The 24823-nt window shown below is 67.9% G+C and carries 26 protein-coding genes; 12 read left to right on the forward strand and 14 right to left on the reverse strand.

Features of this window, described 5'->3' with window-relative positions; genetic code table 11:
* Nucleotides 1-28: 28 nt before the first annotated feature.
* The 3 genes from AC1RNC_RS13940 (at nt 29) to AC1RNC_RS13950 (ending at nt 2039) form a co-directional block, all read left to right on the forward strand.
* Nucleotides 29-547: a histidine phosphatase family protein gene (locus tag AC1RNC_RS13940; protein ID WP_492886991.1), complete on the forward strand. Its 519-nt coding sequence runs from the start codon at nt 29-31 to the stop codon at nt 545-547.
* Nucleotides 548-643: 96 nt separating this feature from the next.
* Nucleotides 644-1411 carry a pepsin/retropepsin-like aspartic protease family protein gene (locus AC1RNC_RS13945; RefSeq protein ID WP_492886992.1) on the forward strand — a complete coding sequence of 256 codons (768 nt, stop codon included), beginning with the start codon at nt 644-646 and terminating at the stop codon, nt 1409-1411.
* A 157-nt stretch (nt 1412-1568) separates the two neighbouring features.
* The gene (locus AC1RNC_RS13950; RefSeq protein WP_492886993.1) at nt 1569-2039 is read left to right on the forward strand and encodes a GNAT family N-acetyltransferase; all 471 of its coding nucleotides are present in this window, start codon (nt 1569-1571) and stop codon (nt 2037-2039) included.
* 71 nt (nt 2040-2110) lie between these two features.
* Here AC1RNC_RS13950 and AC1RNC_RS13955 read toward each other — a convergent pair whose 3' ends face one another.
* The 3 genes from AC1RNC_RS13955 to petA are packed head-to-tail and all read right to left on the reverse strand — an operon-like array spanning nt 2111 to nt 4814.
* Nucleotides 2111-2965 carry a cytochrome c1 gene (locus AC1RNC_RS13955; protein ID WP_492836738.1) on the reverse strand — a complete coding sequence of 285 codons (855 nt, stop codon included), beginning with the start codon at nt 2963-2965 and terminating at the stop codon, nt 2111-2113.
* Between the two features lie 5 nt (nt 2966-2970).
* Nucleotides 2971-4257, reverse strand: coding sequence for a cytochrome b (locus AC1RNC_RS13960; protein WP_492886994.1), 1287 nt, complete (start codon nt 4255-4257; stop codon nt 2971-2973).
* A gap of 5 nt (nt 4258-4262) precedes the next feature.
* The gene (gene petA / locus AC1RNC_RS13965) at nt 4263-4814 is read right to left on the reverse strand and encodes a ubiquinol-cytochrome c reductase iron-sulfur subunit (protein ID WP_492886995.1); all 552 of its coding nucleotides are present in this window, start codon (nt 4812-4814) and stop codon (nt 4263-4265) included.
* 205 nt (nt 4815-5019) lie between these two features.
* Here petA and AC1RNC_RS13970 point away from each other — a divergent pair, with 205 nt between their 5' ends.
* Nucleotides 5020-5484 (forward strand): tRNA (cytidine(34)-2'-O)-methyltransferase, encoded by a 465-nt coding sequence (locus AC1RNC_RS13970; protein ID WP_492886996.1) that lies wholly within the window; start codon nt 5020-5022, stop codon nt 5482-5484.
* Here AC1RNC_RS13970 and AC1RNC_RS13975 read toward each other — a convergent pair.
* Both AC1RNC_RS13975 and AC1RNC_RS13980 read right to left on the reverse strand, forming a co-directional pair.
* Nucleotides 5478-5900, reverse strand: coding sequence for a hypothetical protein (locus AC1RNC_RS13975; protein WP_492836730.1), 423 nt, complete (start codon nt 5898-5900; stop codon nt 5478-5480). The genes AC1RNC_RS13970 and AC1RNC_RS13975 overlap by 7 nt on opposite strands.
* Before the next feature lie 91 nt (nt 5901-5991).
* Nucleotides 5992-6717: a glycosyltransferase family 2 protein gene (locus tag AC1RNC_RS13980; RefSeq protein WP_492886997.1), complete on the reverse strand. Its 726-nt coding sequence runs from the start codon at nt 6715-6717 to the stop codon at nt 5992-5994.
* Nucleotides 6718-6886: 169 nt separating this feature from the next.
* On the opposite strand from AC1RNC_RS13980, the gene AC1RNC_RS13985 reads away from it, so the two are divergent.
* From AC1RNC_RS13985 to AC1RNC_RS13995, 3 genes are read left to right on the forward strand one after another with little or no spacing between them, the layout of a single operon-like run.
* Nucleotides 6887-8575 (forward strand): ArnT family glycosyltransferase, encoded by a 1689-nt coding sequence (locus AC1RNC_RS13985; protein WP_492886998.1) that lies wholly within the window; start codon nt 6887-6889, stop codon nt 8573-8575.
* Nucleotides 8572-9471: a hydroxymethylglutaryl-CoA lyase gene (locus tag AC1RNC_RS13990; protein WP_492886999.1), complete on the forward strand. Its 900-nt coding sequence runs from the start codon at nt 8572-8574 to the stop codon at nt 9469-9471. The genes AC1RNC_RS13985 and AC1RNC_RS13990 overlap by 4 nt, the downstream gene beginning before the upstream one ends.
* Nucleotides 9468-9833 carry a hypothetical protein gene (locus AC1RNC_RS13995; RefSeq protein WP_492887000.1) on the forward strand — a complete coding sequence of 122 codons (366 nt, stop codon included), beginning with the start codon at nt 9468-9470 and terminating at the stop codon, nt 9831-9833. The genes AC1RNC_RS13990 and AC1RNC_RS13995 overlap by 4 nt, the downstream gene beginning before the upstream one ends.
* Before the next feature lie 33 nt (nt 9834-9866).
* On the opposite strand, the gene AC1RNC_RS14000 is transcribed toward AC1RNC_RS13995, so the two are convergent.
* The 6 genes from AC1RNC_RS14000 to cysS are packed head-to-tail and all read right to left on the reverse strand — an operon-like array spanning nt 9867 to nt 15430.
* Nucleotides 9867-10793 carry a glycosyltransferase family 2 protein gene (locus AC1RNC_RS14000; RefSeq protein WP_492887001.1) on the reverse strand — a complete coding sequence of 309 codons (927 nt, stop codon included), beginning with the start codon at nt 10791-10793 and terminating at the stop codon, nt 9867-9869.
* A complete protein-coding gene (gene thrS / locus AC1RNC_RS14005; RefSeq protein ID WP_492887002.1) occupies nt 10793-12790 on the reverse strand; it encodes a threonine--tRNA ligase in 1998 nt (665 codons plus the stop codon). Before thrS ends, AC1RNC_RS14000 begins: the two co-directional genes overlap by 1 nt.
* A complete protein-coding gene (gene yidD / locus AC1RNC_RS14010) occupies nt 12787-13041 on the reverse strand; it encodes a membrane protein insertion efficiency factor YidD (protein WP_492836717.1) in 255 nt (84 codons plus the stop codon). The genes thrS and yidD overlap by 4 nt, the downstream gene beginning before the upstream one ends.
* Nucleotides 13042-13093: 52 nt before the next feature.
* Nucleotides 13094-13555, reverse strand: coding sequence for an iron-sulfur cluster assembly scaffold protein (locus AC1RNC_RS14015; protein WP_492836715.1), 462 nt, complete (start codon nt 13553-13555; stop codon nt 13094-13096).
* Between the two features lie 7 nt (nt 13556-13562).
* Entirely contained in the window at nt 13563-14024 is a 462-nt protein-coding gene (locus AC1RNC_RS14020; protein WP_492887003.1) for an SRPBCC family protein, read from the reverse strand.
* A gap of 14 nt (nt 14025-14038) precedes the next feature.
* Complete coding sequence (cysS, locus tag AC1RNC_RS14025; RefSeq protein WP_492887004.1) at nt 14039-15430, reverse strand: cysteine--tRNA ligase; 1392 nt, start codon at nt 15428-15430, stop codon at nt 14039-14041.
* A gap of 198 nt (nt 15431-15628) precedes the next feature.
* On the opposite strand from cysS, the gene folE reads away from it, so the two are divergent.
* Nucleotides 15629-16264: a GTP cyclohydrolase I FolE gene (gene folE / locus AC1RNC_RS14030; RefSeq protein ID WP_492836709.1), complete on the forward strand. Its 636-nt coding sequence runs from the start codon at nt 15629-15631 to the stop codon at nt 16262-16264.
* A gap of 45 nt (nt 16265-16309) precedes the next feature.
* Here the strand turns inward: folE and AC1RNC_RS14035 are convergent, their stop codons facing one another.
* Entirely contained in the window at nt 16310-17194 is an 885-nt protein-coding gene (locus AC1RNC_RS14035; RefSeq protein WP_492887005.1) for a DUF817 domain-containing protein, read from the reverse strand.
* Between the two features lie 112 nt (nt 17195-17306).
* On the opposite strand from AC1RNC_RS14035, the gene hisI reads away from it, so the two are divergent.
* Together hisI and AC1RNC_RS14045 are read left to right on the forward strand one after the other, a co-directional pair.
* Nucleotides 17307-17726: a phosphoribosyl-AMP cyclohydrolase gene (hisI, locus tag AC1RNC_RS14040; RefSeq protein ID WP_492887006.1), complete on the forward strand. Its 420-nt coding sequence runs from the start codon at nt 17307-17309 to the stop codon at nt 17724-17726.
* Entirely contained in the window at nt 17713-18339 is a 627-nt protein-coding gene (locus tag AC1RNC_RS14045; protein ID WP_492887007.1) for a LysE family translocator, read from the forward strand. Before hisI ends, AC1RNC_RS14045 begins: the two co-directional genes overlap by 14 nt.
* A gap of 129 nt (nt 18340-18468) precedes the next feature.
* Here AC1RNC_RS14045 and AC1RNC_RS14050 read toward each other — a convergent pair whose 3' ends face one another.
* Together AC1RNC_RS14050 and AC1RNC_RS14055 are read right to left on the reverse strand one after the other, a co-directional pair.
* On the reverse strand, nt 18469-20175 hold the full coding sequence (locus tag AC1RNC_RS14050; protein WP_492887008.1) for an alkaline phosphatase D family protein: 1707 nt from the start codon (nt 20173-20175) through the stop codon (nt 18469-18471).
* Nucleotides 20176-20374: 199 nt separating this feature from the next.
* Entirely contained in the window at nt 20375-22864 is a 2490-nt protein-coding gene (locus AC1RNC_RS14055; protein ID WP_492887009.1) for a TonB-dependent receptor, read from the reverse strand.
* Nucleotides 22865-22956: 92 nt separating this feature from the next.
* Between AC1RNC_RS14055 and AC1RNC_RS14060 the strand changes: the two genes are divergently transcribed.
* Nucleotides 22957-23982, forward strand: coding sequence for an RluA family pseudouridine synthase (locus AC1RNC_RS14060; RefSeq protein ID WP_492887010.1), 1026 nt, complete (start codon nt 22957-22959; stop codon nt 23980-23982).
* A gap of 127 nt (nt 23983-24109) precedes the next feature.
* Complete coding sequence (locus AC1RNC_RS14065) at nt 24110-24811, forward strand: hypothetical protein (RefSeq protein ID WP_492887011.1); 702 nt, start codon at nt 24110-24112, stop codon at nt 24809-24811.
* Nucleotides 24812-24823: the final 12 nt, after the last annotated feature.

Consider the following 24823-nt stretch of genomic DNA (forward strand, 5'->3'; position numbering starts at 1 on the left):
CGGGTCGAGCCCCGCCTAGGCTCAGCGGATGATCCGCTCACTGACCGCTCTCAGCCTGTCGCTCCTGCTCGCCGCCTCGCCGGCCCTGGCCCAGACGGTGGTGATCGTCCGTCACGGCGAGAAGGTCTCGCCCAACGGCGATCCGGACCTGTCGCCGGCCGGCCAGGCCCGCGCCCGGGCGCTGGCGGCCAGCCTCGCCGGGTCCAAGGTCTCGATGGTGCTGGCGACGCCGCTGAAGCGCACCCAGCAGACCGGCCAGCCCACGGCCGAGGCCGCCGGCTTGAGGATCGTCCCGATCGCCCTGGATGGCGGCGCGGTCGCCCACGCCCAGCGCGTCGCCGAGGCCGCCCGCGAGGCGCCCGCCGACGCCACGGTGCTGATCGTCGGCCACAGCAACACGGTCACCGACATCGCCCGCGCGCTGGGCGATCCCGCGCCGGAGGTCCTGAGCGACTGCGAGTATGACCACATGACCGTCATCCAGCTGGGCGGCGCGGCGCCCAAGGCGATCCACGCACGTTACGGCGCGCCGACCCAGGCTTGCTGAGTCCTTCGGCGGGATCGTCCCCGCCGGCAGGGTGACGGCGATGGCGGCGGTGTCGAGACCATCGCGCGGACGTCATGGCTGAGCTACGCTGACCCCATGCGTTGCCGCGTAACCGCCCTGGCCCTATTGCTTTCGCTGCCCCTCGCCGGCGCCGCGCGGGCCGGGGAGACGGCGTGCTGGTTCGAGAACGGAGCCGTGATCGTCCCGGCGGTGATCGCCGACATGGCCGGCGACTATGTTCTCGACCTCTCGGCCCCGCGCACGCTGCTGCACGAGACCAAGGCCCAGATGGAGGGCATCACCGCGCCCGAGCTGACTCTGCCGGTCGAGGTCGCGGGGCTGAAGGCCCCGGGGGTGTCGGTCAGGGTCGCCGATCTGGACGCGCGAGGCGCCGGCTTCGTCACCCCGATCGCCGGGGTCATCGGGATGGACGTCCTGGCCGGCCACAGCATCGAGATCGACTTCGCCCACTGCCGAGTGCGCATCGACCAGCCGTGGAGCGCGGGCAGACAGGTCGTGTTGCCGGTCGAAGTGATCGACGGCCTGCCGACCCTCGCCGCGGCCGTCAGCGACGGCCCCACGGCCCTGCGCGGGGCCTTCGCCATCGACACCGCCTCGAAGGCCATGGCGCGGCTCTCGACACGCGGGGCGGCCGCGACCGGAAAGCTGGATACGAACGCCCGCCACACGGCTCCGGCCCGGCTGCGGGCCCTGTCGATCGGCGGCGTCCTGGCCGAGAATGTTCCCGCGACCCTGGCCGACGACCTGCCGGGCGGCGTCGACGGGACCCTGGGCACGGCGCTATGGGCCCGTCACCGCCTGCGGCTGTCGGCCGACGCCCGCACCTTGTCGGTCGCGCCCTGAGACCTTATGGCTTGAGGCTTGGACGTAGGAGAGCGCCTTTGATCGTCGTCGCCATTCCGTACAGCCGCCGCGGCGGCGACGCGAGCCTACGCGCCTGACGTCCGTCGCTCGGCCTTCGCGCTGATCCCAGCGCGCCTTCTCAAAGCCGAGACCTTTGATGCTTATTGAAGCCCATACCCAAGACTTCGCCGCCCTGCTGCGCGGCGAGGCCCCTGCCCCCTATCGCCTGGCCGACAGCCCCGTGGCGCCGCCCGAGGTGCTGGCCATGCTGAGCGATCTGGCCGACCACATCCGGGCGACCTTCAGCCCCAGCGCCTGGATGATCGTGGAAGACGGCGAGGTCGTGGGCCTGATCTCGTCCGTCCAGCCGCTGGACGCGGCCGACCGATCCTTGCTGATCGGGTACGGCGTCGCCCCCACACGCTGGGGCCGAGGCGCCGCCACCCGCGCCGTCGCCGACCTGGCGGCCTGGGCCCGGGGGGATGATCGCGTCCACGCCCTGATGGCGGAGACCTCGGTCGACAACCCCGCATCCCAGACGGTCCTGAGCCGCAACGGCTTCCAGGCCGTGGGCGAGCGCGAGGATAGCGAAGACGGGTCGCTGATCGTGTGGCGGCTGGACCTGTAGCCCGCAAAGAAGAAGGGCCCGGTGTTTCCACCGGGCCCTTCGAACTTCAGTTCTTTTGGCGCTGAGCCTGCTTAGTGCGACTCGTTGCGCCACACGGTCTTGTAGCTGGCGTACAGCAGACCCGAGAGCAGGACGAGGTAGATCAGAACGGCGAAGCCGGTCTGCTTGCGTTCTTCCAGCTTGGGCTCGGCGGCCCACATCAGGAACGCCGAAACGTCCTTGGCCTGCTGGTCCAGGGTCGACTTGGTGCCGTCGTCAAACGTCACCAGGCCGGCCTTCAGCGGCGGGGCCATGGCGATGAAGCCGCCCGGCGGGACGTGCTCGTGGCTACCCGACCAGGCCGAGGTCAGGTCGCCCGGGAAGTACGGGTTGTAGTGACCGCCGGTCGGAACCTTCAGGCCCTTCGGCGGATCCACATAGCCGGTCACCACCGAGTAGATGTGGTTCGGTCCCTCTTCACGGGCCTTGGCCAGCAGCGACATGTCCGGCGGCAGAGCGCCGCCGTTCGAGGCGCGGGCCGCGGCTTCGTTGGCGAACGGCGCCGGGAAGTAGTCCGCGCTGGTGGCCGGACGCTTGATGGCGTCGCCGGTTTCACCGTCGATGTCGGCGACCTCGTAGTCCTTGGCGATCGCCTTGACCCACGGGTTGTCGTTCGAGTTCGGATACTTCTCGCTGTAGAACGGGCCGCCCTTGTCGCCGAGGTTGCGGAACGCCACCAGCTTCATCGCGTGGCAGGCCGAGCAGACCTCGCGATAGACCTTGTAGCCGCGCTGCAGCTGAGCCTGGTCGAACTTGCCGAACGGGCCTTCGAACGACCAGTGGACTTCCTTGGCCTTCAGCGCGCCGCCGCTGGCGAGCGCCGGACCGGTGACGCCGACCGTCAGGAGACCGACCGCCGCCGCGAGAACCGAGAGTTTGCGGAGCATCGGGATCAACCCTTATGAGCGTCGGCCGAGAGGGCCGGCGAAGCGATCGAGTCCGGAACCGGCAGGGTCTTTTCGACCAGACCCAGGACCGGGAGCACGACCAGGAAGAAAGCGAAGTAGTAGAGCGAGGCGACGCGGCTGAGCCACACGAAGCTGTTCAGGTCCGAACCGCCCAGCTGGAACGTGGTCAGGTGCGGGATCACCGGATCGTCCGGCAGCTTGGCGCCGCAGAAGCCCAGGATGATGCAGGCCACCAGGAAGAACAGGAAGTAGATCTTCGCGGTCGGGCGGTAGCGCATCGAGCGCACCTTCGACGTGTCCAGCCAGGGCAGGGCGAACATGCAGGCGATGGCGCCGAACATGGCCAGCACGCCCATCAGCTTGTCCGGCACGGCGCGCAGGATCGCGTAGAACGGCAGGAAGTACCATTCCGGAACGATGTGCGACGGCGTCACCAGCGGGTTGGCCTCGACATAGTTGTCAGCGTGGCCGAGCGCGTTGGGCATGTAGAAGACGAAGAAGGCAAAGAGGATCAGGAAGACGCTCATCGCGAAGCCGTCCTTCACCGTGGCGTACGGCGTGAAGGCGACAGTGTCGGCTTTCGACTTGGGATCGACGCCGGTCGGGTTGTTCTGGCCGACCACGTGCAGGGCCCAGATGTGCAGGATCACGACGCCCGCGATCATGAAGGGCAGCAGGTAGTGCAGCGAGAAGAAGCGGTTCAGGGTCGGGTTGTCGACCGCGAAGCCGCCCCACAGCCAGGTGGTGATGCTCTCGCCGACCAGCGGCAGGGCGCCGAACAGGTTGGTGATCACGACGGCGCCGTGGAACGACATCTGGCCCCAGGGCAGGACGTAGCCCATGAAGGCGGTCGCCATCATCAGCAGGTAGATCACGCAGCCCAGCAGCCACAGCACTTCACGCGGCGCCTTGTAGGAGCCGTAGTAGAGGCCGCGGAGCATGTGGATGTAGACGGCGATGAAGAACATCGACGCGCCGTTGGCGTGCATGTAACGGATCAGCCAGCCGTAGTTCACGTCGCGCATGATGTGCTCGACCGACGCGAAGGCGCCCGAGGCGCTCGGCGTGTAGTGCATCACCAGGATGATGCCGGTGATCAGCTGGGAGGCCAGGCACAGCGACAGGATGCCGCCGAAGGTCCACCAGTAGTTCAGGTTCCGCGGGGTGGGATAGTCGACGAACGAGTCATAGCCCAGGCGGATGATCGGCAGACGAGCGTCGAGCCAGCGCTCGATACCGGTCTTGGGTTGATAGGTCGAATGTCCGCTCATCTCGCTTAACCGATCTTGACCTTGGTGTCGGTGAGGAAGGCGTATTCCGGAACCACCAGGTTCAGGGGCGCGGGGCCCTTACGGATACGACCCGAGGTGTCATAGACCGAGCCGTGGCACGGGCAGAACCAGCCGCCGTACTCGCCGCCGCCGAAGGTCGGGACGCAGCCGAGGTGGGTGCAGTTGCCGCCGACGATCAGCCACTGGGCCTTGCCCGGCTTGACGCGCGAGGCGTCCGTGGCCGGGTCCTTCATCGACGCGTTGTCGTCAGCGACGGCCTTGGCGATCTCGGCCTTGGTGCGATTGCGCACGAAGAGCGGCTTGCCGCGCCACTTGATGACGACCTGCTGGCCCTCGGCGACCTTGGTCAGGTCGAACTCGGTCGAGGCCAGGGCCCGCGTGTCGGCGGACGGGTTCATCTGGTCGATGAACGGCCACACCAGAGTCGCTGCGCCGCCGGCGGCGGCCGCGATCGCGGCGATGTGAATGAAGTCGCGCCGGGAGGGATCGCTCCCGTGTTCCGGCTCGGTCGTTGCGCCCACGGCGGTGTCGGCCACCTACGTCACCCTCTAATTCCGCCGGTCCGCGAAAAGCGGTCCGACTTGGAGAAGCGCCTTTCAGCGCCATATCTTGCTCGACCCGCAAGCGGATCTCCGCCACAAGGCAGCGGTCGGATCGTCGTATCGGACGCGCGGACCGAGTCCGCAAGCCCTTTCGATTCCCGGCAAAGCCCCTGCTGCCCTTGTGGTTGGTTCGCTTATTATGCGTATCGCACTTTTTCAACCAGGCATTCCCCAAAACGTCGGTGCGGCCATCCGGCTCTCGGCCTGTTTCGGGGTCGGGCTCGACGTGATCGAGCCCTGTAGTTTTCCCTTGGATGACAAGAGCTTGAAGCGCGCGGCGCTGGATTATGGGCCGCTGACGCACCTCACGCGCCACGACAGCTGGGAGGCTTTCCTTAAGGCGCCGGAGCGCGTTGACGGGCGCCTGCTGCTCTTCACGACCAAGGGCGCCACGCCCTTCCACAGGTTTTCGTTCGAACCCGGAGACACGCTGCTGTTCGGCAACGAGAGTCGCGGCGCGCCCGAGGACGTCCACGCGGCGGCGCAGGGCCGCATCGTTATCCCGATCCGGGCGGAGACGCGCTCGATGAACCTGGCGACGACGGCGGCGATGGCGCTGGGCGAGGCCCTACGGCAGACGAGCGGGTTTCCGGGAGATCAGTGATCCCCGAAATCCACGTCCCGCCGCGCGGCGACGATCGTCACGATGAAGCCGGCCAGCACGTCCAGCAGCACCATCAGGGTGATCAGGAAGAAGGTCGAGGTCGCGAAGGCCGGAAAGAGCAGGAACTCGACCAGGCACAGGATGAACAGCACCATCGACAGCGAGTGGTTGATGATCGCGATCTTGCGGCTGGTCGTCGATTTCAGCAGTTCGACGAACAGCACCACCAGCGAAGCGGCCAGCAGCAGGTCGCCCAGGCTGACGCCCCATTCGGCGCGCGAGGTCATGTGGATGGTGAACAGCCGGTCGGTCATGCGGACGCTGGCGTCCGCGGCCTTGAAGCCGCCCGTCAGGGTCAGGGCGATCAGATTGTAGATGATGACCGGCAAGGCCAGCAGCGGAACCGCAGCGAACATCGAACTTCCCCCTACGGCGGATGCAAGCCGCCGTCTTGGTTAAGGCGTAGCCGGAATCTGGCCGGGGGTGAAGCGGCCTCGCCCGCGACGCTTAAGCTTCGTCCACGCCTTGGGGATCGCGGGCCCGCGACTGCAGCCACATCACGCCCAGCAGGTCGGAGATCGAGGCCTTGAGGCGGCCGAAGTTGGTGTATTTCGACACCCCGCTCTCGCGGTGACGGTGGTTCACCGGCTGGAAGCTCACCTCGTAGCCCTCGCGCAGCATCAGGGCCGGGATGTAGCGGTGGATGTGATCGAAATACGGCAGGCGCAGGAACGCCTCGCGGCGGAAGGCCTTCAGCCCGCAGCCGGTGTCGTTGGCGCTGTCCTTCAGGAGACGCTTGCGCACGCCGTTGCCGAACTTGGAGGCGAAGCGCTTGGCGCTCGAGTCCTGGCGCTTGACCCGCTCGCCGCCGACCAGGGCCAGGGTCTCGGGACCAGCCTGCAGGGTCTTGGCCAGGCGCGGGGCGTCGGCCGGATCGTTCTGGCCGTCGCCGTCCAGGGTGACGATGATCGGACCGCGCGCGGCCAGGATGCCGGTGCGCACGGCGCGGCTCTGGCCGGAGTTCTTGCGATGACCCAGCACCCGCAGTTGCGGGATCTCGGCCTTCAGCGCGACCAGGCGGGCCTTGGTGTCGTCGCGGCTGGCGTCGTCGACGAAGATCATCTCGTAGTTTTCGCCGGCGAAAGCGGTCGCGATCTCGTGCGCCAGCTTCGGAGCGGCCTCGCCTTCGTCGAAGACAGGCACGACGACGGAAAAATCGGGGGTGGCGTTCATCGGCTTCTAATAGCGGAAAAATTCGTCAAGGCCTTTCCTTTTCAAAAGCCTACCTTTGAAAAGGACAAAAAGGCCTTGATTCAAAAGGTTAGAGCGCGATTGCCGCCGAAACCGGCCTCCACTTTCGGCTATCGCGCTCTTGCGAAAGGATCGTGCTAAACGTGGCCGCATGACGCTTGAATCTCGCCTGGATGACTGGAGCCGCGGGTGGCGCGGCCCTGTGTTCGCCGCGCTCGTCGCCCTGATCGCGGGCCTGCCCGGCGTATTCGCCATGCCGCCGCTGGACCGGGACGAGTCCCGCTTCGCCCAGGCCACCTCCCAGATGCTGGAGACGGGCGACTACGTGGTCATCAAGTTCCAGGACCAGCCGCGCTTCAAGAAGCCTGTCGGCATCCACTGGCTGCAGGCGCTTAGCGTCAAGGCGTTCTCGGACGCGGAGGACCGACGCATCTGGGCCTATCGCATCCCGTCCCTGCTGGGAGCGATGCTGGCGGCGGCGGCCTGCGCCTGGGGCGCGGCGGCGCTGTTCGACCCGCGCACCGGCCTGCTGGCCGGCTCGATCCTGGGGGCGACCTTCCTGCTGTCGTCCGAGGCGTTCATCGCCAAGACCGACGCGGCCCTGTGCGGAACCACCACCCTGGCCATGGCCGCCCTGGCCCGCGTCTACGCCGCCCAGCTGAAAGGCGAGCCGGCCGGAAAATGGACCAAGCTGGCCTTCTGGCTGGGCCTGTCGATCGCGGCGCTGATCAAGGGTCCGGTCGGCCTGCTGGTGGCGATCTTCGCCCTGGTCGGCCTGGCCCTTTGGGACCGCAAGGCGGCCTGGATGAAGGACCTGGGCTGGACCTGGGGCCTGATCCTGTTCGCGGCCATCTGTCTGCCGTGGGCGATGATGATCACCGTCGCGACCGACGGCGCCTTCTGGGGCGCGGCCGTAGGGGGCGATCTGGCGCCCAAGCTGGCCGGCGGCCAGGAGGGTCACGCAGGTCCGTTCGGCTACCACGCCCTCCTCGCCCCGCTGCTGTCGTTCCCGGCCACCCTGCTGTTGCCCGCCGGTCTCGTCGTGGGCTGGAAAAAGCGGAGCGAGCCTGGCGTGCGCTTCGCCGTCTGCTGGCTGGTCCCGACCTGGCTGATGTTCGAGATCCTGCCGACCAAGCTGGTTCACTATGAACTGCCGGCCTATGGCGCCCTGGCCATGCTGATGGCCGCCGCCGTGCGCGAGCCGCTGGGCAATCTGGTCCGCTGGATCGGCGGCGGGCTGTCGGTGCTGATGGGCGCGCTGCTGGCCGCTGTCGCCCTCTATGGCCAGATGCAATTCGGCGCGGGCGGAGATCTGGCCTGGACGGCGGTGGCCGCCGGCCTCGCTCTCGCCGCCGGGATCGCCGGCGCGGTGCTGCTCCTGCGCCGCCACTCGGCCCGCGCCCTGGTCACGGCAGGGGTGTTGGGCATTGGCGCGCACGTCGCCCTGACCGCTGGTCTGATCCCACGCCTGGAGCCGCTGTTCCTGTCCAAGGACGTCGCCGACGCCCTGGACCGCACGAAGCTGTCGCCCCGCTCGGGCGCGGCCGGCCCGGTGGCCGTCACCGGCTATGCCGAGCCCAGCCTGATCTTCCAGCTCGGCACGGCCACCGAACTGACCAACGGCGAGGGCGCGGCCCAGGCGGTCGTCGAAGGCCGCCCCGCCGTGGTCGAGGGCCGCGAGGAGAAGCCCTTCCGCGACACCCTGGCCGGCCTGGGCCTGGCTCCGCGTCCCGTCGCCACGGTCGAGGGGCTGAACTATTCCGACGGCGACCAGGAACGCCTGACCATCTACCGCGGCGAGCCCCAGGCTCCTGCTCCCGAAGACGAGGTCCAACCGTGAGCCGCTTCATCCAGATCGTCGAGGTCGGGCCGCGCGACGGCCTGCAAAACGAGAAGCTGTCCCTGTCGGTCGACGAGAAGCTGGACCTGATCCGCAAACTGGAGGCCGCCGGCGCCAAGCGCACCGAGGTGGTGTCGTTCGTGAATCCCAACCGCGTGCCGCAGATGGCGGGCGCGGAAGAGATCATGGCGGCTCTGCCGGCCGACCTCGAGCACTCGCGGATCGGCCTGGTGCTGAACATGCGCGGCTGGGAGCGCTGTGTCGCCGCCCAGTGCGACGAGGCCAATGTCGTGGTCTGCGCCTCCGATGGCTTCGGCTTGGCCAACCAGGGCGCGACCGTCCGCCAGCAGATCGATGCGCTGGCCGCCATCGCCGAACGCCAGGCGGTCGAGGGCGGCCCGCCGATCACCGCGACCATTTCGGTGGCCTTCGGCTGCCCGTTCGACGGCGAGGTGTCCGAAGACCAGGTCGTGGCCATCGTCCGCGAGGCCGCCGCCCTGGGCGTAGCCGAGATCGCCATCGCCGACACCATCGGCGTCGCCGATCCCTGGACCGTCCGCAAGCGCATCGAGGCCGCGCGCGCCGCCGCGCCGGACACGCGCCTGCGGATGCACTTCCACGACACTCGCAACACGGGCCTGGCCAACGCTTATGCCAGCGTCGAGGCAGGGGTCGACGTGCTGGACGCCTCGGTCGGCGGCCTGGGCGGCTGTCCGTTCGCGCCGAACGCCACGGGCAATATCGGAACCGAGGATCTGGTCTACATGCTGGAACGGGCCGGCTTCGAGACGGGTTACGATCTGGCGGCCCTGATCGAGATCGGCCGCGAGATCAGCGCCAAGCTGGGCAAGGCCCCCGCCTCGTCCCTGGCCCGCGCCGGAGGCTTCCCCGCATGATCCGCCTCGCCGCCCTGCTGACCCTGGGCCTGGCCGCCTGCGCCGCCGCGCCCGTCGACGACGGTCCCGCCGCCCGCTGCGACGTGACGATCAAGTTCGGCAGCTACGGCATGGGGATCGATCAGTCGCTGGCCGCGACGGTTGCCGGCAGGGTCAAGACCGACCCCGACATCGCCCGCTCCGAACGCAAGCCCTGGGGCCGCGAGGGCGAGTTCGACCAGTGCCTGACGGTGAAGACGGGCCGCGACGCGACGGCGGCGTACCACCGCTACAAGGCTCTGCTGCCGGCGAAGAGTCTGAAAGCCCCGACGTCGATCGAGGGGCCGGATGGGCTGCGGTTTGAGACGATCGGACCGATGTAAAGAACGCCCGGCCTTGAGAGAGGCGTTCGAACCCTAGATCGGCCGTCCCGTCAGCTTCCACAGCAGCGGCCGGCACACGGACATCAGCATGATCGCCGGGGCCAGCAGCACCGCCGCCGCGAACAGCTGCAGGCTGTCGGCGCGCTTGATGAAGTAGCGGGTCAGGCCGACGCCCTTGTGGAATTCGACCTTCAGCGGGTGTTCCTGGCTGGTGTGGCCCAGGTGGATGACCTGAGCGTCGGGCTGGAACAGCACCTGGCCGCCCGAGCGGCGCGCGCGCCAGCACAGGTCGATGTCCTCGACGTGCAGGAAGTAGCCCTCGTCGAAGCCGCCCAGAGCCTCGAAGTCGCCGCGGCGCATGGCGAAGCATGCGCCCGAGATGGTCGGCATTGGCACGGGCGCGCACGGCAGCGGCTCGTTCTCGCGATGAATCTCGAAGCTGGCCAGCTGCGGGTGACGACGCGTGAACTGGCCAAAGCTGAGCACGGTGGTCATCGGCGTGACCTCGCCGCGGCGGCCGCCGCGCTGCTCGGAGCCGTCGACGTTCAGCACCCGCGCGCCGACCACGGTCGGGGTCGGCTGGCCCTTGAAGGCCGTCACGAGGGCGGACACGCAGCCCGCCTGCAGATTGGCGTCGGGATTCAGGAAGACGATGTACTCGCCGCCCGCCGTCGAGGCGCCCATGTTGGCGCCGCGGGCGAAGCCGATATTGCCGTGGCCCTGCTTGAGCACGACGCGCGGCTCGGTCAGGGCCAGCGAACGCAGCATGTCCTCGTCGCGCCCGTCTGACCCGTTGTCGACGATGACGAACTCATCGACCAGCGGCTCGGCCAGGACATGCCTGATGCTCTGGGCCAGCGCCTCTCCCGTCCGATAGACGACCATGACGACGGATACGTTCGGACGGGCCGGACGCGCACCAACGGCAAGGGTCGAGACGGACGGGAGGATGCTATTCATCAGGCGGTCGCAGCCTCTGGAGCGGGTTTGGCGAGCCCCAATCTGGCGGCTTCTTGGACGCGGGCGATGTCGGGCGGGGTGGCGTCGGCCTTCAGCACGCGGAGGGCTTCCTCCAGCGGCAGGATATTCTGACCTTCACCGCCAAGGCGACGAAGGGCCAGTTGACCCGTCTCGGCTTCCTTACGACCCACCACTGCGATCACGGGCACCTTGGCGAGGCTGTGCTCGCGAATCTTGTAATTGATCTTCTCATTACGCAGATCCACTTCCGCGCGCATCCCCAAGCTGGTCAATTTCTCGACGACCTCACGGGCATAGTCATCGGCGTCGGATGTGATCGTGGCCACGACAACCTGCGTCGGCGCGAGCCAAACAGGCAGGGCGCCCGCGAAGTTTTCCAACAAGATGCCGATGAAACGCTCGAAGGACCCCAAGATTGCCCGGTGAAGCATCACCGGACGCTTCTTCGAACCATCCTCCGAAACGTACTCGGCGTCCAATCGTTCCGGCAAAACAAAATCAAGTTGCAGCGTGCCGCACTGCCAGACACGGCCAATGGCGTCCTTCAACGAGAACTCTAGTTTCGGGCCGTAGAAGGCGCCTTCACCTGGTTGCAGCACCAAGGTCTCGCCCGCTGCCTCGGCGGCGGCCGACAGGGCCGCCTCGGCCTTGTCCCAGACCTCGTCCGAGCCGGCGCGCAAGTCCGGACGCGTCGAGAACTTGGTGTCGGCCAGCGTCATGCCCAGGTCGCTATAGACGCTGCGCAACAGTTCGATGAAGCGGGCGCTTTCCTCCGTGACCTGCTCTTCGCGGCAGAAGATGTGGGCGTCGTCCTGCGTGAAGGCGCGCACGCGCATGATGCCGTGCATGGCGCCCGAAGGCTCGTAACGGTGGCAGGCCCCGAACTCGGCCATGCGCAGCGGCAGCTCGCGATAAGACTTCTGCCCGACGTTGAAGATCTGGATGTGGCCGGGACAGTTCATCGGCTTGACCGCCAGGATCTCGCCCTCGGCGCTCTCGCACATGAACATCGCGTGGCCGAACTTCTCGGCGTGGCCCGACTTCTCCCACAGGCTCTTGTCGAGAATCTGCGGCGTCTTCACTTCCTTGTAGCCGGCCGCGTCGAGGCGACGGCGCATATAGTCCTCGAGCACGCGGTACAGGGCCCAGCCCTTGGCGTGCCAGAACACCATGCCCTTGCCCTCTTCCTGGATATGGAAGAGGTCCATCGTCTTGCCCAGCTTGCGGTGATCGCGGCGCTCGGCTTCCTCGATGCGCTTCAGATAGGCTTCGAGGTCGGCTTCCGACGCCCAGGCCGTGCCATAGATGCGCTGCAGCTGAGCGTTGTTCTGGTCGCCGCGCCAATAGGCGCCGGCCAGCTTCGTCAGCTTGAAGGCCTTGCCGACGTGTTTCGTCGACGGCAGGTGGGGGCCCCGGCACAGGTCCTTCCACTTGTCGCCCTGGTGATAGACCGTGATCGTGTCGCTGGCCGGCAGGTCGCGGATGATCTGGGCCTTGTAGCTTTCGCCCATGGCCTCGAAGTCGGCGATGGCGGCGTCGCGATCGACCTCCTCGCGGCGGATCTTCTCGTCGCGGTCGACGATCTCCTTCATGCGCTTTTCGATCGTTTCCAGATCGTCCAGGCTGAACGGCTCGTCGCGCGCGAAGTCGTAGTAGAAGCCGTCCTCTACGTTCGGGCCGATCGTGACCTGCGTGCCGGGGAACAGCTCCTGCACCGCCTCGGCCAGCACGTGGGCCGTGTCGTGCCGAATGGTGTCGAGGACCTCGGGCGCCTCGCGCGTCAGGATCTCGAACTTGCGCTCACCCGCCAGCAGGTCGGGCGTCAGCGGGCGGTCGAGGTCCAGCACCTGGCCGTCCAGCTTGATCAGCAGGGCCTTCTTTTCCAGCGACTTGGAGATGGCGGCGGCGACGTCGCGCCCGCTCGAGCCATCGGGGTACTGACGGACGGAGCCGTCGGGGAAAACCAGATCGATCATTCTTCACATATCCACTTGCGTGGCTGGCGCCCCGGCGGCGGCGGGTCATACCCCGAGCCACCTAACGGATTGCAGCGGCAAATCCGTCGCAACGCCAACCAGGACCCTTTGAGCGGGCCATGATCCTTGAGGGCGGCGGCCGCATACTCCGAACAGCTCGGCGCGAAGCGGCACTGCCGCCCGATGAGGGGCGAGAGCGTCAACTTGTAGGCGCGAAGGCCAAGGTCGACGATGCGGTCGTAGAAGGTCATGCCGGCGCGCGACTTTGTTGCAGTGCGGTTACACACTCCCCGGAGAGAGGGATCAAGCCGCGCCGGCGGTGCTAGTTCGCGTTTCGGAGACAGCTGTGGCCTTCCGGACAGCCTCGACGGTCGCCTCGAACGCTAGCAGCGTCGAGGCGTGACGGGCGGGATAGTCCTTGACCGGCTCCAGCACAGCGAGCTCCGCGAACCGGCCCGCGGGAGGCGAACCGTTCATCTTCAGCATAGCGGCAAGAGAGTCGCGCGCCAACTCGATGTCGGAAAGTTCCGCACCGATGACATTCGCGCCCAGGATCGCGGCGGCGGCCTGGCCCAGGGCGCAGGCCGAGACCTCCTGAGCGTAGTCGACCACCTTGCCGTCCTCGACCACCACGTCGACGACGATCCGGCTGCCGCACAGCTTGGCGTGCTTCTCGGCGCTGGCGTCGGGCGCGGGCAGGCGTCCGGCTCGCGGCATGTTGGCCACGAGCGTCAGGATCCGGGCGCTGTAGAGGTCGTCGATCATTGGAAACTCAAGATAGGGTCTTCTGGCGCTCGGACCAGATGGCCTCGGCGCGATCACGGACGGCTTCGCCCATCTGCGTGAAAGCGGCCCGCAGCTTGCGGCGCTCCTCGCGGCTGACGAACCGCAGCAGCAAGCCCATGAACAGCTCGCCGTTCGAGAAGGTCGAGTTGCTCGGACCCATGCTCTCGATCTCGAGATAGCGGATGGCCGTCACGAAGCCGCCGATCCGGCTGGAGCGCCAATGCAACTGCTCGAACGGCACCCAGTCCTGGACCACCGGCGTGATCACCGTGGCCGGCTGGCCGGGCAGGTGCTGCTCCAGGGTGAGATTCGTACCGATCTTCAGCTGCCCCTCGGCCTTGCGGTAGAGCGGGTTCCACGTCTCCCAGGACTCGAATTCCGAGACGATCTCCCAGACGATCTCGGCGGGGGCCTGGACCCCGATACGGTGCTCTACGGCGCGCTTCATCGGCTCGCTAACCCTTAGTCCTTCATTCGCCAGGTGGCGCCCGACGGGCCGTCCATAACCACCACGCCCAGGGCGTCGATCTCGGCGCGGATGGCGTCGGCGGCGGCCCAGTCCTTGGCGGCGCGGGCGGCCAGACGCTTGGCCAGCAGGTCTTCGACCTGGGCTTTCAGCTCGTCGGAGGCGTCGCCCTCGAACCAGCTGTCCGGGTCGGCCTGCAGGAAGCCCAGCAGGGCGCCGGCCTCGATCAGGCGAGCCTTGTTGGCGGCGATGGCGACCGTGTCGCCGGCCGTCACGGCCTTCTCGATCAGGCTGGAGACCTCGAAGAAGGCGGACGTGGCCAGCGGCGTGTTGAGGTCGTCCATCAGGGCGGCGACCACCTCTTCCGGGGCTTCCATGGCCTGGTCCAGCGGCACGTCCTTGGCGCGGCGCAGGGCGCCGTACAGGCGGTCCAGCGACTTCTTGGACTGTTCCAGAAGCTCCGGCGTCCAGTCCAGCGGCTGGCGATAGTGGGCCGAGAGCAGCGCCCAGCGGATCACCTCGCCCGGGACGTTCTTCAGCAGCTCGTGCGGGATGACGACATTGCCCAGGCTCTTGGACATCTTCTCGCCCGCCATGTCGAGGAAGCCGTTGTGCATCCAGTAGTTGGCCAGCACCGGCGTCTTGTGGGCGCAACGGCTCTGGGCGACCTCGTTCTCGTGGTGCGGGAAGGCCAGGTCGATGCCGCCGGCGTGGATATCGATGGTGTCGCCCAGCGTCTTCTCGATCATGGCCGAGCACTCGATGTGCCAGCCCGGACGGCCCGCGCCCCAGGGGCTTTGCCACTCGGGCTCGTTCTCCTTGGACGGCTTCCACAGCACGAAGTCGGCCGGGTGGCGCTTGTAGGGCGCGACCTCGACGCGGGCGCCGGCGATCATCTCGTCCAGCGGACGGCCCGACAACTGGCCGTAGTCGGGGAAGCTCTGGGTGTCGAACAGCACGTGGCCGTCGGCGGCGTACGCCGAGCCGTTGTCGACCAGTTTGCCGATCATCTCGACGATCGCGCCGATATGGTCGGTGGCGCGCGGCTCCAGGTTCGGACGCAGCGCGCCCAGGGCGTCGGCGTCGGCGTGATAGGCGGCCAGGTAGCGCTCGGTGATCACCGAGATATCGACGCCTTCCTCGGCGGCCTTCTTGTTGATCTTGTCGTCCACGTCCGTGACGTTGCGGGCATAGACCACCGCGTCCTCGCCATAGAGGCTGCGCAGCACGCGATAGAGCACGTCGAACACCACGACGGGACGGAAATTGCCGATGTGGGCGTGGTTCCAGACCGTCGGACCGCACACGTACATCGTCACCCGCTGGGGATCGGCGGGAACGAAGTCGCGCTTCTCGCGCGCCAGGGTGTCATGGATCTTCAGGGTCATTGGGTCGCGGCAACCTAACGTAACGGAGGTGTTGCCCCCGAAAGGGGCCGGCCCCATATATCTTCCTGATACGGTAAGGGCCATGTCGCGATGCGTCTAAATCGCTCCCCGCGCCGTATATGAAACGGGTGGCACGCGTAATTCCGGAGCGACAGGCGCTTCGGCGCAACTCAGCCCGTGGAAAGACCTCTGAAAAACATGGACGCTTTGTCCCGCGAGCGAACCCTGATCGGCTCTGAAACCGGTCTTGATCTTGAACCCGCCCAGCGCCCGACCCGAGACGAGGCCATGGCCGCCGTCCGGACCCTGCTGGCCTGGGCCGGCGACAATCCGGACCGTGAAGGCCTGCTCGATACGCCCCAGCGCGTGGTCGACGCCTATGGCGAGTGGTTCGCCGGCTATCACGGCGATCCGGCCAAGGAGCTTTCGCGCACCTTCGAGGACGTCCAGGGTTACGACGACATGGTCATGCTGCGCGGCATCGACGTGCAGAGCCACTGCGAGCACCACATGGCGCCGTTCCTGGGCAAGGCCTGGGTGGCCTACATGCCGACCGGCAAGGTCGTGGGCCTGTCCAAGCTGGCCCGTCTGGTCGAGATCTTCGCCAAGCGTCTCCAGACCCAGGAGACCATGACCATGCAGGTCGCCGACGCCATCGAGGACCACCTCTCGGCCGCCGGTGTCGCCGTGCTGATCGACGCCGAGCACCAGTGCATGAGCACCCGCGGCGTTCACCACCACGACGTCTCGACGATCACCACCCAGTTCCGCGGCGTGTTCAAGACCGACAAGGTCCTGCAGCAGCGGTTCATGGATCTGGTGACGCGGAAGTAAAAAACGAGACCTCCTCCCCCGTTCAGGGGAGGAGATCCGTTAAGTCTAGGCCGCGCGCCAGATCCCCTCGCGCAGCCGCGCCACGCAGGCGTCCACCGGGCGGTGGACCAGCGTCACCAGCACGAAGCTGATCAGCATCAGAAGATACCAGGCGCCCATCTTCTCGATCGGCACCAGATGCCAGCCCTGGGCCTGGTTGGGATAGATCCAGGCTCCGGCGAAGGTGCCCAGGTTCTCGGCGAACCAGATGAACAGCGACACCAGGACAAGGCCCATCAGCATCGGCATGCGGCGGGCGATGTGGTCCGGCGTGAACACGAACCAGGTCCGGCCGAACAGGATCGCCGACAGGGCGAACAGCCCCATCCGGAAGTCGACGATGTAGTGGTGGCTGAAGAAGTTGGCGTAGATCAGGACCGCCAGGATGTGGGTGCTCCAGAACGGCGGATAACGCACGAAGGTGATGTCGAAGAGCCGCCAGATCCGCGCGATGTAGCTGCCGACGCAGGCGTACATGAAGCCGGTGAACAGCGGCACGCCGCCGATCCTCAAGAGGCTGGGCTCGGGATAGATCCACGAGCCATGAGCGGTCTTGAACAGCTCCATGATCGTGCCGACGACGTGGAACATGAAAATGACCAGCGCCTCGTCCCAGCGCTCCAGCTTCAGGGCCAGCAGCATCGCCTGGATGGCGACGGCGGCGATCACCAGAAAGTCGTAGCGCGCCAGCGGCGCGTGCTCCGGCCAGAACAGATGGGTTCCCACCATCAGCGCCAGCATCAGGCCGCCGAACAGGCAGGCCCAGGCCTGCTTCAGCCCGAACAGCAGGAACTCGTAGGCATAGCCGTTCCAGCGCGACTGGCGCGCCCACGGCCTCGCTTTCACGTCCAGCGCCGCCACGCCGGCCTTGATGCGGTCTTTCAGGTTCATCGCGTCCCCCGGAGCGCGACGCCGCGCTCCAGCTTTCCAAAAAGCCTGCTCAGGCGGGCTTTGCGGGGCGGGAAACTAGCGCACGGCCTCGCCCTGCGCCATATGTGGCGCCATGAGCACCGACCTGTTCCCCCAAGCCCACAGCAAGCACGATCTGGAGCGCGGAACCGCTCTGGCCCCACGCTTCAACGCCGACGGCCTGGTCGTGGCGGTGGCCCAGCACGCCGACAGCGGCGAGATCCTGATGCTGGCCTGGATGAACGCCGAGGCGCTGAAGCTGACGGTCGAGACCCGCATCGCCCACTATTTCAGCCGCTCGCGGAGCGAGCTCTGGAAGAAGGGCGAGACCAGCGGCCAGTTGCAGGACGTCGTCGAGCTGCGGGTCGACTGCGACCAGGACGCGGTGCTGCTGAAGGTGCGCCCGCGCGGCGACGGCGGCGCCTGCCACGTCGGCTTCCGCTCATGCTTCTATCGCGTGCTGGAAGACGGCAAGCTGATCGAGCGGGAAACACCGATCCATGACCACGCCTGAGGCCCTGATCGCCTTCACCCTGGCCGCGGGCCTGCTGACCCTGACGCCGGGCCTCGACACCGCGCTGGTGATCCGCACCGCCGCCGCCGAGGGGCCGCGCCGCGCGACCGGGGCGGCGATCGGGATCGGCCTGGGCTGTTTCATCTGGGGGGCGGCGGCCTCGTTCGGAGTCGGCGCCCTGCTGACCGCCTCGCAAGCCGCCTATACAGTCCTCAAGTGGGTCGGCGCCGCCTATCTGGCCTGGACCGGGATCCGCATGATCCTCAAGCCTCGCGACCAGTTCGAGCCCGGCGAGATGAAGGCCATCGACGCCGGCCCGATCGCGGCCCTGCGGCGCGGGCTCTTGACCAACCTGCTCAACCCCAAGGTCGGGATCTTCTACGTGTCGTTCCTGCCGCAGTTCATCCCGGCCGGCGTCGACCCGGCGCGGTTCGGCCTGCTGCTGGCGGGCATCCACGTGGCGCTGGGCCTGCTGTGGTTCGCCGCCCTGATCGCCGCGACGGTGCCGATCGCCGGTCTGCTGCGCGCCCCGGTGGTGGTGCGTTGGCTGGACCGGGTGACCGGCTGCGTGTTCGTGGCGTTCGGCCTGCGCCTGGCGCTGGAGCGGCGGTAGGTGATTGCTCCTCCCCCTTCGGGAGGTGTCGGCGGAGCCGACGGAGGGGGCCGCGCAGGCGCCCTGCGGGTCGGCCCCCATCCACCACTGCGTGGTCCCCCTTCCCCATAAAGGGGAAGGAGAAGCTCATCACGCTTCCTTCAGCGCCTCGACGCCGCCGCCGGCGGCGGGCGTCACGACGAAGCGCTTGAGCACGCTGGTCTCGTATTTCGGCTCCAGGATGGTCGAGACCGCCACCAGGTCGCCCGTCGCCTTGCCGTGTTCCAGGGTCAGCAACACGAAGCCCTTCGCGCTGGCGTGGCTGTAGCGGACTTCCTTGTTGCGCTGGACGAAGGCTTCGCCGATCGGGGCGCCGGGCATCAGGTCGCCATAGCCGGGCGAGGTGATCGAGGTCGCGCCGAACTCGACGGCCACCCGCTTGTCGCCGCCGTCGTTCCACAGCTCGTTGGCCCAGAACATGTGGCTGTCGCCGGCCAGAACGATCGGCCGGGCCTGGGCGGCGGTGAAGATGTCGTAGACCCGCTGGCGATCGGCCGGATAGCCGTCCCAGGCGTCCAGGTTCGACGGAATCTCGTAGGCCGACATCGCCACCGACTGGGCGACGCGCTTCCTGGCGTAGTCGGGCAGCTTGGCGACCAGAGCGCCGAACTTCTCCTCGCCCATCGTCTTCTGCAGGTTGGGCGTGGCGACGCGGGCCATGACCACCTGGTTGCCCAGCACCTGCCAGGCCGTGCCGGCCTTGACCGAGGCGCCGACCTGACCGGCCAGCCACCGCTCCTGATCCTGGCCCATCATCCGGCGCGAGGGATCCTTCCACTTGGCGACGAAGGCGGCGACATCGGGCTTGCCGTCGACGACCGGCAGGTCGGTCTCGTAGTCGAGCTGCTGGCTGCGCGCGGTCAGACGCGTCTCGGTCATCAGCAGGGTGACGACGTCGCCGAACTGGAAGCCGCGCCAGGCCGCTTCGGGCAAGGCGCCCGCCGAAGGCTCACGGATCGGCATCCACTCATAGTAAGCCTTCAGGGCGGCGGCCTTGCGGGTCGCCCAGTCGCCCTCGGTCTTGGGCGTGTGGTTCTCGGCCCCGCCGATCCAGCTGTCGTTGGCGGTCTCGTGGTCGTCCCAGACGACGATCCACGGCGCGCGGGCGTGGGCCGCCTGCAGCATCGGGTCGGTCTTGTAGATACGGTGCCGGCGCCGATAGTCGTCCAGGGTGACGATCTCGTGCGGCGGGTCGGGCATGCGCGTCTTGGCGGTCGGCGAGTTCATGCCGTAGTCGCCGGGCGCGGCGCCGTACTCGTAGATGTAGTCGCCCAGGTGCAGCACCGCGTCGACGCGCGGCAGCTTGGCGATCGCGTCATAGGCGTTGAAATAGCCGTTCGGATAGAGGCTGCACGAGGCCACCGCCAGGACCACGTCCTTGGTCGCGCCGGTCGGCAGCGTGCGGGTGCGGCCGACCACCGCCTCGCCGACCGGCTGGCCCGCGCGGCTGGCGCGGAAGCGGTAGTGGTACTCGGTCCCCGGCTTCAGCCCGGTCACGTCGACCTTGACCGTGTGGTCGCGTCCGGCGTCGGTGGTGGCGTGACCCTGACGGACGACGGTCTTGAAGGCCGGATCGCTCGCCACGTCCCAACGCACGCCGACCGGCAGCTTGGCGCCCGGCGCGGTCACCCGCGTCCACAGGATCACGCGGTCCTGCAGCGGATCGCCCGAGGCCACGCCGTGGTCGAAGCTGACCGGGCCATCGTGCAGGCCCTTGACGGTGGCGGCCGCGGCCTCGCCGGCGGCGGCGCCCGACAGGCCCAGCAGGCCCAGAACCTTACGACGATCGATCTGCATGGGACGGCCCTCCGGTCAGCGTACGAAACAATGGAAAACGGGGAGCTGTCGAGCTCCCCCTCAAATCCGATCTTCCCGGCGAAAGCCGGGACCCAGATCCCAAGGTGTTTGGGCTGATTGGAAGAGCGTTGAGCTCTTGGAACCTGCCCCAGCACTCCTCCATCTGGGCCCCGGTTTCGCCGGGAAAACGGTGGTAAGGTTAGTGACGGAACGTGACGCCAACACCCATGAAGCGCGGCTTGCCGGCGATGAAGGTCGGGATGCCGAAGCTGTCGCCGGTGTTGCCCGCGTCCTTCAGGTACTTCTGGTCGGTGAGGTTCTCGACGAAGGCCTCGACCTTCCAGCGGTCATCCGCGGCGCCGAAGCCGACGCGCACGTTCAGCAGGCCGTAGGCGTTCTGATACTCGTCGACCCGGGTGTCGGGGAACAGGCCCGCCGACTGCAGGTCCGAGCGGTCGTTGTCGTCGTCGAAGAACATCTTCGAGCGCCAGGTATAGGTCGGGGTGAAGGTCAGCTTGCCGCCCAAGGCCTCGTGGCTGAACGCCGCGCCCACCGAGAAGGTGCTGTCCGGCGACAGGCGGAAGTGGTTGCCCTCGCGCAGGCCGGTCTTCAGGCGGGCGTGGTTGTAGCCGTAGGTCGCGAACAGGGTCCAGTAATCGTCGGCCTGGACGCGGGCCTCGCCCTCGAAGCCGTAGGCCTTGGCCTTGCCGGCGTTCAGGGTCACGACCTGCGCGCCCTGGCGGAAGCTGGTGGCGAAGTTGTCGTAGTCGTAGTGGAACACCGCGCCCGAGAGGAACACGCGGCCGCCGGCCAGCTTGGCCTTGGCGCCGCCCTCGACGCTGTTGACCTCCTCGGCGTCGACCACGTTGAAGCGGGCCGAACCCAGGGGCGTAGCGGGGGCGCTGGTCGAGATCACGTCCGGGCGACGGCCGCGGGCGTAGGACGCGTAGAAGCTCAGGTCGTCCGAAGCCGCATAGCGACCGACCAGGCGCCAGGTCAGGCCGCTGTCGTCGATCTTCTTGCTGAAGCGGTCGCCGTTGTTCGCCGTCGGCTGGGTGATCAGGCCGACCATCGGCAGGGCCGGATTGTTCACCGCGTTCGGCTGGGCGGCCAGGAACAGGTTGGTCGGGGTCGGGGCGGCCAGCAGGACGCCCAGGATCGAACGGCCGTTGTCGACGCTCGAGGTGTAGGCGGCCTCGCGGTCTTCGCTGGTGTAGCGGATGCCGGCCGTGATCTCGAACTTGTCGGTCAGCTTGAACGTGCCATCGGCATAGACGTCGTAGGCGGTGTTCTCGCTGTAGTTGGCGAAGGTCTCGCGGTGGATCGGCTTCAGGTTCGAGACGATCCCCGGCGCAATGGCGCTCGGAATGCCGAAGCCCAGCTGCAGCACCTGCGCCAGATAGGCCGGGTTGGTCAGCACGGCCAGAGGCTGCGGGTTCGGACGGCTGATGCCCAGGGGCGTGTTCCCGGCCAGCAGCGCGAGCACCAGACGCTCGTCATACTGTCCAGGAATCCGCCACGAGCCGGTCTCGTGGAAGTAGTTGCCGCCGACGAAGCCCGAGAAACGGCCGCCGTCGTCATAGCGCAGGCGCAGTTCCTGGCTCTGCTGACGGCCCTTGGCGTCCTCGGCGAAGGTCAGGATCGGCAGGCTCGTACCGTCCGGATCGAACACTTCGTTCGAGTGGAAGGCGCGCGTGGCGGTGATCGACGACAGGGTCAGGCTGTCGCTGAGCTTGTACTCGGCCAGGGCGGTCAGGCCGTAGACCTTGCGGTCCAGGCCCAGCGGCTTGCCGCCTTCGAAGCCGGCGCCCGGCGACAGGGTCGCGGCCGAGGCCACGCCGGTGTCGCCCAGCACCGCGCCGGTGACCGGGTTGGTCGGGTTGAAGGTGTGGCTCTTGAACGAGGTGCCGGTGGTGTCGTCGACCTGGTAGTTGCCGATCAGGTCCAGCTTCAGATTGCCCGGCTCCAGGTGATAGGCGACGCGCACGGCCTGGGTGTCGGTCGAATTGTAGGGGTCGCCGCCGGCCGCGTCATCGACATAGCCGTCGACCTGGCGGGTGCGGGCGGCGATGCGCAGCGCGCTGCCGTCGCCGAACGCGAAATTGACCATGGCGTCGCCGGTGAAATAGCCGCCGGTGCCGCCCTCGGCCTTCAGCGCCCAGTCGGTCTTGGCCGGGTTGGCCTTGTTCTGCACCAGGTTCACCGCCCCGATCAGGGCGCCGCGCCCGAACAGGGTCGATTGCGGGCCCTTGGCCACCTCGACCCGCTCCATGTCGAACAGCTCGACATACGAGCCGCGCGAGCGCGAGATCGACACGCCGTCCTGATAGATCGACACCCGCGCCTCGTCGGCGGACGAGCCGGAGTCGGAGGTGATGCCGCGCATCACGAAGCCGGAGTTGTTGTTCGACTGGTTCTGAACCAGGAAGCCGGGGGTGAAGGCCGACAGCTCCTCGAACGACTTGACGCCGATGGCTTCCAGGAACTTGCCCGAATAGGCGGTGACCGCGATCGGCACCTCCACCGGGTCCTGGGCGCGCTTCTGGGCGGTGATGACCAGTTCGCCCAGCTGGGTGGCCTGATCGTTGTTGGCCGGCGCCGGCGCCTCATCGGCGGCCATGGCCGGAGCGGCGATGGCCAGGGCCAGGAGGCTGGCGGTCAACAGCGTGGTGGTGCGGAAAGCGTGCATCGATTATCCCCTCGGCGCCATACTAGACTTGGGCCGTAGGCATGGGCCATGTCGGCTACGCGACGAGCGTGTGACGGAGCGATGAAACCCCGGTGGATAGAGTCGAAGACCAGCTGGATGACGACGCCCTGGACGCCGATGCTCCCGAAGCGGGCGCCGGCGAGACGCTGACCGCCGAGTTGCCCGACAGCCTGGCCGGCCAGCGCCTGGACAAGGTGTTGGCCCCGCTGTTCCCCGACCTGTCGCGCGCCCGCCTGCAGGCCCTGATCGGCGAGGGCCGCCTCTCCCTGGACGGCCAGCCGATCACCGACGCCTCGCGCAAGGCCAGGGCCGGGACCTACGTGCTGTCGGTGCCACCGCCCGCCCCGGCCGATCCTGAGCCGCAGGCCCTTCCGCTCTCCATCCTCTACGAGGACGAGCACCTGATCGTGGTCGACAAGGCCGCCGGCATGGCCGTGCATCCGGCGCCCGGCACGCCGGACGGCACCCTGGTCAACGCCCTGCTGCACCATTGCGGCGACAGCCTGTCGGGCATCGGCGGCGTGGCGCGGCCGGGCATCGTCCACCGCCTCGACAAGGACACCTCCGGCGTCATGGTCGCCGCCAAGAGCGACGTGGCGCACCAGGGCCTGTCGAAGCTGTTCGCCACCCACGACATCGACCGGCTTTACGTCGCCCTGACGCGGGGCGCGCCGTCGCCGGCTCACGGCACGATCGACACCCTGCTGGGCCGCTCGCTCGGCGACCGCAAGAAGATGGCCGTGCTGAAGTCCGGCGGCCGTCAGGCGATCACCCACTACCGAGTCGAGGCGACGTTCGGTTCTCGGGACAAGCCGCTAGCCGCCCGGGTGGAATGCAGACTGGAAACCGGCCGCACCCATCAGATCCGCGTCCACATGGCCAGCAAGGGTTCGCCGTGCCTGGGCGATCCCGTCTATGGCGCCAGCCAGGCGGCGGAACCGGTCCGCGAGCAGGTCGCGGCGGCGGGCCTGAAGCGCCAGGCCCTGCACGCGGCGGTGCTGGGCTTCGTCCATCCCGTGACCGGTCAGACCCTGCGCTTCGAGACGCCCCTGCCCCCCGACATGGCCGCGCTGGAGGCGGGACTGGAAACGCTCTGACCCCGGCCCATATTCACAAGGCGGGTTAAACTTGCGCCCTGGCAACAAAAGCGCCCTAATTGCGCTGGCTTACCGGTCTAGTTCTTGGGCGGTCCAGTTTATCGGCCGGGTCATGTTGGAGCGTCCCATGCGGCATCATCTCGCGATTATCGCCCTGACCGCCGCGAGCATGAGCGCCGCCGTTCTCGCTGGCCCGGCTTTCGCGAGCGAGGACGACGAGGTCATCGCCACCGCCCAGGCCAAGCCCTCGGCCCAGGCCCTGACCGCCACGGCTCCGGCCGCTCCGCCGGCGCCGGCGCCGGTCAGGCAGCTGACCACCCAGGAACAGATCGCCGCCTTCATCGCCGCCAATCCCGGCCCCGAGGTCGACGACGGCCCGCGCGGCCTGCTGCCCGCCGACCGCGACGAGAACGGCAAGCGCAAGGTTCATGGCGAGATGGGCGTATCCGTCGGCACCGGCGGCTATCGCAGCGTCTACGCCTCGGGCCTGTTCCCGGTCGGCGAGAACACCACGGTCGGGGTCGCCGTCTCCAAGACCGACTTCGGCAAGCATGGCGGCGGCTGGTACGACCCCTACTATGGCGGCGGCTATGGTCCCGGTTATGGGTACGGCGGCGGCTATGGCTACGGCCCAGGATATGGCCGCACGCGCGGCGGCGAGAGCCAGTCGGTCGCCCTGTCGATCATGACGGGCAACCGGCGCGGCGGCTCCGACACCCCGGACGGCTGCGCGCCCGGCTTCCGCGATGGGAGCCGCTATGTCGAGCCGCTCTGGGTCGAGGGCATGCGCGACGGAAGCCATCCCTGCGCCGCCGCCGACAGGCGCTGAGCGGGCAGGCGC

Source organism: Caulobacter sp. GW822-FHT01G02, from assembly GCF_058802865.1.